This is a genomic window from Streptomyces sp. NPDC000983, assembly GCF_040299205.1.
Classification (GTDB): Bacteria; Actinomycetota; Actinomycetes; order Streptomycetales; family Streptomycetaceae; genus Streptomyces.
In genome coordinates this window covers 1-12725 of the sequence record NZ_JBEPBM010000083.1, presented here as the reverse complement: position 1 = coordinate 12725, position 12725 = coordinate 1, and the positions used below count along the sequence as shown (strand labels likewise).

Below are 12725 nucleotides of genomic sequence, written 5' to 3'. Positions count from 1 at the left end.
CCACTCGCCAACGACCACCCGACATCCACCGGATCCAACACCCCGGCGACCTCAGCCAACCGCCCCGCCTGAGCCACCAACGCCTCGGCAGAACCCCCCGACACCACCCACGGCACCAACCCACCCGCGCCACGCGGAGACTGGTCAACCCCCGCCTCCGGGGCGCCCTCCAGCACCACATGCACGTTCGTCCCGCTGATGCCGAACGCGGAGACGGCGCAGCGGCGCGGGCGTCCTGTCTCGGGCCAGGGTGCGGGCTCGGTGAGGAGTTTGACGCCGCCCGCCGTCCAGTCCACGTGGGAGGTCGGCTCGTCGGCGTGCAGGGTGCGCGGCAGTACGCCGGCCCGCATGGCCATCACCATTTTGATGACGCCGGCCATGCCGGCGGCGGCCTGCGCGTGCCCGATGTTTGACTTGATCGAGCCGAGCCACAGGGGCCGTTCGGCGTCGCGGCCGTGGCCGTAGGTGGCGAGCAGTGCCCGTGCCTCGATCGGGTCGCCGAGCGGTGTCCCGGTGCCGTGTGCCTCGACGGCGTCCACGTCGGCCGGGTTGAGGCGGCAGTTGAGGAGGGCCTGTCGGATGACGCGTTGCTGGGCCGGTCCGCTGGGGGCGGTGAGGCCGTTGGAGGCGCCGTCCTGGTTGAGGGCGGAGCCCTTGAAGAGACCGAGGATGCGGTGGCCGTTGCGGCGTGCGTCGGAGAGCCGTTCGAGGACGAGGACGCCGGCGCCCTCGGCGAGGCCCATGCCGTTGGCGTCGGCGGCGAACGCCTTGCAGCGGCCGTCGGCGGCGAGTCCGCGCTGGCGGCTCCAGCCGGTGAACTCGTCGGAGGTGGACATGATGGCGATGCCGCCCGCCACGGCGAGGCCGCACTCCTCGCGGCGCAGTGACTGTGCCGCGAGGTGGAGGGCGGTGAGGGAGGAGGAGCAGGCGGTGTCGAGGGTGACGGCGGGGCCTTCGAGGCCGAAGGTGTAGGCGATCCGGCCGGAGACGATGCTGCCGGCGCTGCCGGTGACGAGGTGGCCTTCGAAGCCTTCGGGGACCTGGTGGATTCCGGAGCGGTAGTCGAGGGGGTTGCAGCCGACGAAGACGCCGGTGGAGGTGGCGCGCAGCGAGGTGGTGGGGATGCCGGCGCGTTCGAACGCCTCCCACACGACTTCCAGCAGGATGCGCTGGTGGGGGTCCATGACCCTGGCCTCGCGCGGCGAGATTCCGAAGAGGTCGGCGTCGAAGAGGTCGGCGTCGTAGAGGAATCCGCCCTCGCGGACGTAGGTCTTGCCGTGCCGGTCGGGGTCGGGGTCGTAGAGGTTGTCCAGGTCCCAGTCGCGATTGTCGGGGAGTGCGCCGATGGCGTCGCCGCCGTCGGTGACGAGTTGCCACAGCTCCTCGGGGGAGGCGATGCCTCCGGGGTAGCGGCAGGCCATGCCGACGATGGCGATCGGCTCGCGGTCCTTCTCCTCGGCGGCGGCGAGGCGGCTCTGGGCCTGGCGGAGGTCGTTGGTGACCCGCTTGAGGTATTCGAGGAGCTTGGCTTCGTTCTGCGCCATCGTCGACATCTCCACGGTGCTGGGTTGGTCGGGGGACGGAGCGGGTGGTCAGGAGGATCCGAATTCGCGGTCGATCAGGGCGAACATGTCGTCCGCGGAGGCCGTTTCGAGGTCGTCGAGGTCGTCCTCGGTGGTGGTCCCGTCGGTGTTCGTGGGGGACCCGTTGCTGTCGTCGCCGGTCAGCCGGACCAGGAGGGTCTGCAGCTGCCTGGTGAGCTTGAGGCGGGTGTCGGTGTCGGGGGTGGCGGCGGCCAGCGCCTCTTCGAGCCGGCCGAGTTCGGTGAGGGCGTCCCCGGTGCCCGGGATGTCGCCGTCCAGTGCCAGTTCCTTGCGGAGCAGGGCGGCGACGTCGGTGGCGGTGGGGTGTTCGAAGACGAGCGTGGTCGGCAGGGTCAGGCCGGTGGCGGAGCCGAGTCGGTTGCGCAGTTCGACCGCGGTCAGGGAGTCGAAGCCGAGGTCGCGGAAGGCCCGGTCGGCGTCGATGGTGGTGGCGCCGCTGTGGCCGAGTACGGCGGCGGCCTGGGACCGGACCAACTCCATGAGTTCGCGGCGCTGTTCACCTGCGGGCAACTGCCTCAGTCGGGAGCGGAGTTCGGAATGATGTCCCGGCTCGGCGCCGTCGGCGGTCTGTGCCGTGGTGGTGGGGAGGTGGGGGCGGGCCTGGGGCAGGTCGTCCAGGAAGTGGGTGTCCCGGGCCGAGGTGAAGAGCTGGGTGAAACGCTCCCATTCGATGTCGGCCACCGCGATGTTGACCTCGTCGTGGTCGAGGACCTGCTGGAACGCGGTGAGGGCGAGTTCGGGGTCGATGAGCGGAAGTCCCTGACGTTGGGCGCGCCGGTTGAGCACGGGCCGCTCGGCGGCGTCCTGGCTGTCCCGTTCGTTGACGGCGTCCCAGATCCCCCAGGCGACGGCCGTGACCGGCACTCCGCGGGCGCGTTGCTGCTGTGTCCAGGCGTCGAGGTGGGCGTTGGCGGCGGAGTAGGCGCCGTGGTCGCCGCTGCCCCAGAGGGCGGCGACGGATGAGTAGACGACGAAGGCGTCCAGTTCCCGCCCGCCGAGCAGTTCGGCGAGCATCCGGGCACCGGCGATCTTGGCGTCGACGACGTTGGCGTACTGGGTGAGCGTGGTGTCCGCGAGGGCGCCCAGCTCGTACCGGACCGCCGTGTGGAAGACGGCCCGAATGTCGTCGCCGTCGGCGTCCAGCGCGTCGACGAGTGCGGTGAGTGCGGCCCGGTCGGTGACATCGCAAGCGGCGATGGTCACCTTCGCACCCAACTCCTCAAGTGCGGAACGTAGTTCATGCGCACCGGGTGCCTCGGGTCCGCGCCTGCTGGTGAGTACGACGTGCTCGGCTCCGTTGCCGGCGAGCCATCGGGCGAGGATGCCGCCGAGCAGCCCGGTGCCGCCGGTGACGACGGCCGTGCCGCGCGGCGCCCACGCCCGGACCGGCCCGTCGGCGGGCAGCGGCGCGGGCACCATACGGCGGGCCAGGAGCCCTACGGTCCGTACGGCGACCTGATCGTGTTCCACGGTGTCCCGCTGGGCGAGCACGGCCGCGACACGGCGTCGTATCCGCTCGTCGTCGAGATCGACGGGCAGGTCGAGGATGCCTCCCCACTGCTGTGGCAGTTCCAGCGCGGCCACTCGGCCCATGCCCCAGACCTCGGCCTGGGCGGGGTGCGTGATCTCGTCGCCGTAGCCGGTGGCGACGGCGCCGCGCGTGACGCACCAGACGCGGGTGTCGAGCCCGGTGTCACCGAGCGCCTGGATCAGGGCGAGGGTGGCGGCCGCGGCCTCGGTCACCAAGGGGTGCTCGACGGCGGGCCGTTCGTCGGCCAGGGCGAGCGCGGAGAGCACTCCGGCGACCCCCTCCTCGCCGGCTGCCGCCTCGGTGAGCAGCCGGGCGAGCGCGGCCCGGTCGGCGTCGTCCGGCGCCACGGCCACGGTCACCACGTCGGCGCCGAGTTCGGAGAGCAGGGCGGCAAGGTCGGCGGACCAGGCGTCGTCGGTGCTTTCGGGGGTCAGGTACAGCCAGCGGCCGGAGAGTGCGGTGGGCGCGGCGGCGTCCGGCTGCTGCTTCCAGGCGACCTTGTACCGCCAGCCGTCCACCGTGGCCAGCTCCTGCCCACGGCGCCGCCAGGCGACGAGTTCCGGCAGCACGGAGCGCCACGCCTCCCGCTCGCCCCCGAGCCCCGAGAGCACCTCCACGTCCTCGCTCTCGACCGCGTCCCAGAACGCGGAGTCCGCACTGGGCGCGACGGCGTCTTCCTCGGTGGGCTCCAGCCAGTAGCGGTGGTGCTGGAAGGGGTAGATGGGGAGGTCGACGCGCTCGACGGAGCGGCCCGCGTATACGGCGGACCAGTCGATGTCGGCGCCCTGGACCCAGAGTTCGGCCGCGCTGGCGATGACTCGGGTGTTCTCGTCCTCGTCCCGGCGCAGGGTTCCGACGACGGTGAGCGGAGTCTCCACGGCTTCCGCGATGGCCTGCACGGCGGTCGTCAGGACGGGGTGCGCGGACACCTCGATCAGACGGGAATGCCCCTGTTCCAGGGCCACTTGGATGGCATCGGTGAAGCGGACCGGCTGACGCAGACCCTCGTACCAGTACGTCGCGTCCATCGTTGCGGTGTCCAACGGCTCACCGGTCACCGTCGAGATCAGGGGTATGCGGGAGGGGCGGGGCTGGACCGGGGCGAGAGCGTCGAGGAGCCGGTCCCGGATGTCCTCCACCTGTGCGGAGTGGGAGGCGTAGTCCACGGGCACGCGACGGGCCCGCACCCCAGCGGCTTCAGCGGCCGCCGCAATCTTATCCAGCGCCTCCGGGTCACCGGCGACGACCGTGGCATCCGGTCCGTTGTAGACGGCGACCGACACCCGGTCCCCGTACGAACTCACCCACTCCGACACCCGCTCCGGACCCGCCACAAGCGACAACATGCCACCAAGACCGGCCAGTTCATCCCGTACTGCGGCTGATCGCAGCGCCACCACCCGCGCCGCATCCTCCAAACTCAGCGCACCGACCACCGCCGCAGCCGCGATCTCACCCTGCGAATGACCAATCACCGCAGCCGGCTCCACGCCGAGGGACTCCCACAGCGCGGCCAGCGACACCATCACCGCCCACAACACCGGCTGCACCACATCAACCCGTTGCAACCAACCGTCGTCATCACCACGCAGCACATCGGTGAGCGACCACTCCACAAAGGGAGCCAGAGCGGCCTCGCACTCCGCGATCCGTGAGGCGAACACCGGCGAGGACTCCAACAACCCCCGCCCCATCCCCACCCACTGCGACCCCTGCCCGGGGAAGACGAAGACGCTGCCGCCGCCGGTGTTTGCGGAGGTGGTGCCCGTTACGGCGTGGGGCGTTGCCGTGCCGGAGGCCAGGGCGTTCAGGGTGGCGGAGAGTTGGTCGGGGTCGGTGCCCCAGGCCACCGCGCGGTGTTCGAGCGGGGAGCGGGTGGTGACCAGGCTCCAGCCGAGGTCGGCCGGGGCTGTGTGGGCCGCCGTGTCGGCGAGGCGGTGGGCCTGGGCGGCCAGTGCCTCGGTGGTGCGGGCGGAGAGGGGCAGAGGCAGTACGGGTGAGCCGGGGAGTCCGGCGGGCCCTGCGACGAGTACCGGGCCGGTGGGCCCGGAGTTCGGCGGTGCCTCTTCCAGGATGACGTGGGCGTTGGTGCCCGACATGCCGAACGCGGAGACGCCGGCGCGGCGCGGGCCGGTGCGGCCGTGGGTCCAGGGGACCGGCCGGTCGAGGAGGGCGACGGTGCCGTCGGACCAGTCGACATGTGTGGTGGGCTCTGTGGCGTGCAGGGACGGGGGCAGGACGTTCTCCCGCATGGCCATCACCATTTTGATGACGCCCGCGATGCCGGCGGCGGCCTGGGTGTGCCCCAGGTTGGACTTCACCGAGCCCAGCCACAGGGGCTGTTGGGCGTCGTGGGCCCTGCCGTAGGTGGCGATGAGGGCCTGTGCCTCGATGGGGTCGCCGAGGGTGGTGCCGGTGCCGTGTGCCTCGACGGCGTCGACGTCGGCGGCGGTGAGGCCGGCGGAGGTGAGTGCGGCACGGATGACGCGTTGCTGGGAGGGCCCGTTGGGCGCGGTGAGGCCGTTGGAGGCGCCGTCCTGGTTGATCGCGGAGCCGCGTACGACGGCGAGTACGGGGTGACCGTTGCGGACGGCGTCCGAGAGCCGCTCGACGACGAGTACGCCGGCGCCCTCCGACCAGCCGGTGCCGTCCGCTGACTCGGCGAAGGGCTTGCAGCGGGCGTCGGCGGCGAGGCCGCGCTGTCGGCTGAACTCGACGAAGGCACCGGGTGTCGACATGACCGTCACGCCGGCGGCGAGGGCCATGCCGCACTCGCCGTTGCGCAGGGACTGGACGGCCATGTGCAGGGCGACCAGGGAGGAGGAGCAGGCGGTGTCGACGGTGACGGCCGGGCCTTCCAGGCCGAGGGTGTAGGCGATGCGTCCGGAGACGACGGCGGCGGCGCTGCCCGTGGCCTGGTAGCCGGCCACCGCTTCGGGTGCGCGGCCCAACAGGGTCGCGTAGTCCTGGCCGTTGGAGCCGACGAACAGTCCGGTGTCGGAGCCGTGCAGTGCGGTCGGGGGCAGTCCCGCGTTCTCCAGGGCGTGCCAGGACAGCTCCAGCAGGAGGCGTTGCTGGGGGTCCATGGCCAGGGCCTCGCGGGGCGAGATGCCGAAGAAGTCGGCGTCGAATCCGGCGATGTCGTGGAGGAAGCCCCCTTCGCGGACGTAGGAGGTGCCGGGGCGGCCGCCGTCGGGGTCGTAGAGCGCTTCGACGTCCCAGCCTCGGTCGGCGGGGAAGACCCCGATGGCGTCGCCCTCTTCGGCGACCAGCCGCCACAGGTCCTCGGGGGAGGCGACGCCGCCGGGGTAGCGGCAGGCCATACCGACGATCGCGACGGGCTCGTCCGCGCGTCCCCGGGTGGCGGCCTCCGTGTCGGTCGCGTCGGTGGCCATGCTCGGTGTGGTGCCGAGGAGTTCGTCGCGCAGGTGCGCGGTGAGGGCGGCGGGCGTGGGGTGGTCGAAGACGAGGGTGGAGGGCAGTCGCAGGCCGGTGGCGGCGGTGAGCCGGTTGCGCAGTTCCACGGCGGTCAGTGAGTCGAAGCCGAGGTCCTTGAAGGCGCGCGCGGGCTGGAGGCCGCCCGTGCCGTTGTGGCCGAGGACGGCGGCGACCTCGGTGAGAACGGTCTCGGTGAGCCGTCGGTCCTGTTCGTCCGGGCTGAGTCCGGCGAGCCGACGGGCCAAGTCGCTTTCGACTGACAGAGCTTGGCCTTCCGTGTCCGTCAGGTGGCGCTGTGCGTCGGGGAGTTCGCTGATGAGCGGGCGGTGGCGGGTGGCGGTGTAGGCGGGGACGAAGCGTTCCCAGTCGACGTCGGCGACGGTGATGTTGGTGTCACCTTGGTCGAGTGCCTGCTGGAGTGCGGCGAGGGCGAGTTCGGGGCGCATGGTGCGGATGCCGCGCCGGGCGAGGTGGTCGGTCATGTCGCCGTCGGCCATTCCACCGTCGGCCCAGGCGCCCCAGGCCACGGCGGTGGCGGCGAGACCGCGTGCGCGTCGGCTCTGGGCGAGGGCGTCGAGGTGGGCGTTCGCGGCGGCGTACCCGCCCTGGTGGCCGCTGCCCCAGATCCCGGCGATGGACGAGAAGAGGACGAACGCGTCCAGTTCGCGGTCGCCGAGAAGTGCGTCGAGGTGGTCCGCGCCGTGGGCCTTCGCGGCCAGTACGTCCGCGAGTTCGTCCTGGGAGAGTTCCGGAACGGCGGTGAAGTGGCCGGTGCCGGCCGCGTGCACGACGGTACTGAGCGGGCGGTCGCCGGGCAGCGTGTCGAGGAGGGCCGCGACGGCGTTGCGGTCGGCGATGTCGCAGGCGACTACGGAGACCCGGGCGCCGAGTTCGGTGAGTTCGGCGGTGAGTTCGGCGGCGCCGGGTGCGTCGGGGCCTCGGCGGCTGGTCAGTACGAGGTCCTCGGCGCCGTTCCGGGCCAGCCAGCGCGCGATGTGAGCGCCGAGGCCGCCGGTGCCGCCGGTGATCAGGGCTGTGCCTCGGGGGCGCCAGGGCGGGGTGGGATCGGTGTTGGTTGCGTCGGTGGTGTCGGCAGGCGGGCAGATGGGGTCGGCTCCAGCCGGGGCGCCGGGCGCGAAGGCTCGCGTGCCGAGCGTGGTGGCCTGGGTGCCCGTCGTGGTGGTCCGGGTGCCCTTCCCGGTGGCCCGGGTGTCCGTCGCGGTGGCTCGGGTGAGGCGGCGCAGGAAGGTGCCGGAGGCGCGGACGGCCACCTCGTCCTCGCCGTCGGTGGCCGCCAGGACGGCGGCGAGGCGGGCGGTGGTGCGCCCGTCCACGGTGGTGGGCAGGTCGACCAGACCGCCCCAGAGCGGGGCGTACTCCAGGCCGAAGACCCGGCCGAGCCCCCAGACCTGTGCGAGGGCGGGGTCGGCGATCCGCTCCTCCGGCGTGACGGCGACGGCGCCGTGCGTGACGCACCACAGCGGGGCGTCGAGCCCGGCGGCGACGTGCGCCTGGAGCAGGGTCAGCGTGGCGTCGAGTCCGAGAGCGCCGGGAAGCAGCGAGAGCGCACCTGCGACGCCTGTCGGTGCGGACTCCCTTATGAGAGCGCCGACATGGTCGGGACCGAGCTGCAATGCGGCTGTCGACAGACGGAGTTCGCGGACGTCCGTGCCGAGTGCGCGCAGCTCGGCGAGGAGTTGCGGGGCCGAGTCGTCCGTGCCGCGCGCGGTGTCCGTGCCGTCTTCCGCGAGTACGGCCAGCCAGGTGCCGTCGAGTCGGCCCGAGCCGATGGAGGTCACCGGCTTCCAGACCGTGCGGTAGCGCCAGCTGTCGAGGGTGGAACGGTCGCGTTCGCCGCGCCGCCAGGACGCGAGGGCGGGCAGCAGGGCGCTGAGGTCCGGTGCCGTTCCGGCGTCCTCGCCTCCCGCGCCGAGATCCAGCGCGGTGGCGAGTCCGGCGGCGTCCTGGTTCTCGACCAGTTCCCAGAACCTGGCCTCCACCGCGTCGGTGGTGCGCCCGGCGGCGCCGGTACGGGCGGACTCCAGCCAGTAGCGGGAGCGCTGGAAGGGATAGGTGGGCAGTTCGACCCGGCGGTCGGCCCCTCCGTCGTGCAGCGCGGCCCAGTCGACGGTCCCGCCGTGGACGTACAGACCGGCGAGGGCGCGCAGCAGCGTCTCGGGCTCGGGCCGGCCTCGGCGCAGGGCGCTCAGCAGGAGTGGAGCGGGGAGCGCGGGAGAGGCCGGGGCGGTGAGGCAGTCGTCCGCCATGGCCGTGAGAACGCCGTCGGGGCCCAGTTCGAGGAAGGTCGTGACTCCCTGGTCGCGCAGCCAGCGCACGCCGTCATGGAAGCGGACGGGTTCGCGGACATGGCTTACCCAGTAGTCGGCGATGGCCAGTTCGGCGGGGGCGGCACCCGCTCCGGTGACGTTGGAGACGACCGGGATCCGGGGTTCGTCGTAGGTCAGTCCGGCGGCGACGGCGGCGAACTCCGAGAGCATGCCGTCCATGTGCGGGGAGTGGAAGGCGTGGCTGACGCGCAGCAGCTTGGTCTTGCGTCCGCGCTCGCGCCAGAGGGTGTCGAGTGCGGCGACGGTGTCCCGGTCCCCGGAGATCACCACGGAAGCGGGGCCGTTGACGGCGGCCACGGCGACCAGCGCCTCGTGTCCGGCGAGCGTCTCCCGGACCTCGTCCTCACCGGCCTCGACGGAGAGCATCGCCCCGTCCCCCGGCAGTGCCTGCATCAGCCGGCCGCGCGCGGCGACCAGGGCGGCCGCGTCGGGCAGCGAGAGCACTCCGGCGACATGGGCGGCGACCAGCTCGCCGATGGAGTGACCGGCGACGTAGTCGGGGCGGACGCCCCAACGCTCGAGCAGCCGGTAGAGGGCAACCTCGACCGCGAACAGGGCGGGCTGGGCCCAGCAGGTTCGGTCCAGCAGAGCCGCTTCCGCGCTGCCCGGCTCAGCGAACAGCACCTCACGCAGGGGCCGTTCGAGGTGCGCGTCGAGTTCCTCACACACCGTGTCCAGTGCCCGCGCGAACGCGGGGTACGTCACGTACAACTCGTGTCCCATGCCGACGCGTTGACTGCCCTGACCGGTGAAGAGGAGGGCGAGCGGTCCGTTTTGGGCGGCGACTCCGGTGACGGCTTCGGCCGTACGTCGGCCTGCGGCAACGGCCGCCAGTGCCGGAGCGAAGTCGGCCGTGTCGTGGGCGACGACGACGGCACGGTGGTCGAGGGCGGCCCGGGTGGCGGCGAGCGAGTACGCGATGCCGTCGGCGGGCAGTCCGGGCCGCTCCTCGGTGAACGCGGCGAGGCGCTCGGCCTGGGCCCGGAGGGCGCCTTCGGTGCGCCCGGAGAAGCCCCAGGGGAGGAGGGGGGTGGGCGGGGGCGTGGTGGAGTCGGCGGGGGCGGCAGAGTCGGGGGCATGCTCGGCGGGCTCAGGGGCCCGCTCGGCCAGCTCAGCGGCCCGCTCGGCAGGCTCAGGAGCCCGCTCGACGGATACCGGGGCCGTCGGCCCGGCGGATGCGGGGGTCCGCTCGGCGGGTTCCGGCGCCTGTTCCAGGATGACGTGGGCGTTGGTGCCGCTGATGCCGAACGAGGAGACACCTGCGCGGCGCGGACGGGTGCCGTTCGTCGGCCATTCCCGTTCCTCGGTCAGCAGCCGTACGCCACCCCGCGTCCAGTCGACGTGCGGGGTGGGCTCGCCGGCGTGGAGTGTGCGTGGCAGCACGCCTTCCCGCATCGCCATCACCATCTTGATGACGCCCGCGACACCGGCCGCCGCCTGGGTGTGCCCGATGTTCGACTTCACCGAGCCCAGCCAGAGAGGCCGGTCCGCGTCCCGGCCGCGACCGTAGGTGGCGAGGAGGGCGTCGGCCTCGATCGGGTCGCCGAGTGCGGTACCCGTACCGTGCGCCTCCAGGGCGTCCACATCACCCGTTCCCAGTCCGGCGCCCGCGAGGGCCTGCCGGATGACCCGCTGCTGCGAGGGCCCGTTGGGCGCGGTGAGCCCGTTGGAGGCACCGTCCTGGTTGATCGCCGAGCCGCGTACAACGGCCAGCACCTGGTGCCCGTTGCGGACGGCGTCCGAGAGCCGCTCGACGACGAGCACACCGACACCCTCGGACCAGGCGGTCCCGTCCGCGGCCGCGGAGAACGCCTTGCAGCGCCCGTCGGTGGCGAGCCCGCGCTGCCTGCTGAACTCCACGAACATGTACGGCGACGGCATCACCGCGACCCCGCCCGCGAGGGCGAGTTCGCACTCGCCGTTGCGCAGCGACTGGGCAGCGAGGTGCAGCGCGACCAGCGCCGACGAACAGGCCGTGTCGACGGTGACCGCCGGACCCTCAAGGCCGAAGGTGTAGGCGAGCCTCCCGGAGGCGACGCTGGAGGTGTTGCCGATCCCGAGGTAGCCCTCGACATCGCCGGGCACCTCGTCCAGCCGTGCCGCGTAGTCGGTGGCGACGACACCGGCGAAGACGCCGGTCCGGCTGCCACGCAGCGACGTGGGCGACAGCCCCGCCCGCTCGAACGCCTCCCAGGTGGTCTCCAGCAGCAGCCGCTGCTGCGGGTCCATCGCCAGCGCCTCACGCGGTGAGATGCCGAACAGTTCGGGATCGAACTCGGCCGCGTCGTAGAGGAATCCGCCCTGCCGGGTGTAAGTGGTCCCGGAGTGCGCGGGGTCGGGGTGATAGACGCCGTCCAGGTCCCAGCCACGGTCGGCGGGGAAGGCGCCGATGCTGTCGACACCCTCACTGACCAGTCGCCACAGCTCCTCCGGCGAGGTCACGCCGCCGGGGAAGCGGCAAGCCATGCCGACGATGGCGATGGGCTCGTCCGAAGCCGTGGCTGTGGCCGTGGCAGTAGCTGTGGGCGCCTGCGTTCCGGGCTCGTCCGCCTGCGCACCCCACAGTTCGGTGTGGAGGTACCCGGCGAGCGCGGTCGGTGTCGGGTGGTCGAAGATTAGCGCGGTGGGGAGTCGGAGGCCGGTGGCCGTGCCGAGGCGGTTGCGGAGTTCGACGGCGGTGAGGGAGTCGAAGCCCTGCTCCTTGAAGGAGCGTTCGGCGTCGACGGACTGTTCCGAGCTGTGCCCGAGGACCGCGGCGACCTGCGTACGGACCAGCTCCACGAGGTGCCGTTCCCGCTCGGAACGGCTGAGCCCGGCCAGCCGCTCCCCGAGCGCACCGCCTGCCTCGGCACCGGAGGCCACCGCGCGGGCGGTCCGCCGGCCAGGGGTGGTGCGGACGAGTCCGGTCAGGATCGCGGGTACGGACTCGGCGCGGCGCAGGGCGGCGAGGTCGAGACGGGCGGGCACCAGGGCGGCATCCGCCGAGGCGAGGGCCCTGTCGAGCAGAGCGAGCCCTTCCGCCGAGGACATCGGCGCCAGGCCGGTACGGCTCAGCCGCTGCCGGTCCGCCAGGCCCAACTCCCCCGTCATACCGCTCGCCTGCTCCCACAGACCCCACGCGAGAGAGGACGCGGGCAGACCCTGTGCATGGCGGTGGTGGGCGAGGGCGTCGAGGAAGGTGTTGGCGGCGGCGTAGTTGGCCTGTCCGGGCGAGCCGAAGACTCCGGCCGCGGAGGAGTAGAGGGCGAAGAAGGCCAGGTCCTGGTCTCGGGTCAACTCGTGCAGGTTGACGGCGGCTTGAGCTTTCGGACGCCAGACCTCCGCGAGCTGCTCGGGAGTGAGGGAGGTGACCAGACCGTCGGCCAGGACACCGGCCGCGTGGACGACTCCGGTGAGGTTACGGCCGTCCAGGAGCGCGGCAAGCTGCGCGCGGTCGGCGGCATCACAGGCCACCACCTCGGCGCGGGCACCCAACTCCGCAAGCTCCGCCAGCAGTTCCGTGGCCCCCGGGGTCTCCAGCCCCCTGCGACTGGTGAGCAGCAGACGCCGTACCCCGTGCTCACTGACCAAGTGGCGGGCCAGCAGGCCGCCGAGGGTTCCCGTACCTCCGGTGATCAGGACCGTGCCCTCAGCATCCACAACCCGCGGCATCGTGAGGACGACCTTGCCGACATGCCTCGCCTGGCTGATGAACCGGAACGCCTCCGGAGCCTTACGCACATCCCACGCCCGCACCGGCAACGGCTCCAGCACACCCGCCCCGAACAAGCCCATCAACGCACGCAGCATCTCCCCGATCCGCAC

The 12725-nt window shown here is 72.5% G+C and carries 2 protein-coding genes; both read right to left on the bottom strand.

Annotation, left to right across the window (positions count from 1 at the left end):
* Positions 1 to 1553 (bottom strand): type I polyketide synthase (locus ABT296_RS37685; RefSeq protein WP_502977430.1); only part of this gene is annotated, 1553 nt, incomplete at its 3' end.
* Between the two features lie 39 nt (positions 1554 to 1592).
* A partial coding sequence (locus ABT296_RS37680; protein WP_502977429.1) for a type I polyketide synthase occupies positions 1593 to 12725 on the bottom strand: 11133 nt, incomplete at its 5' end.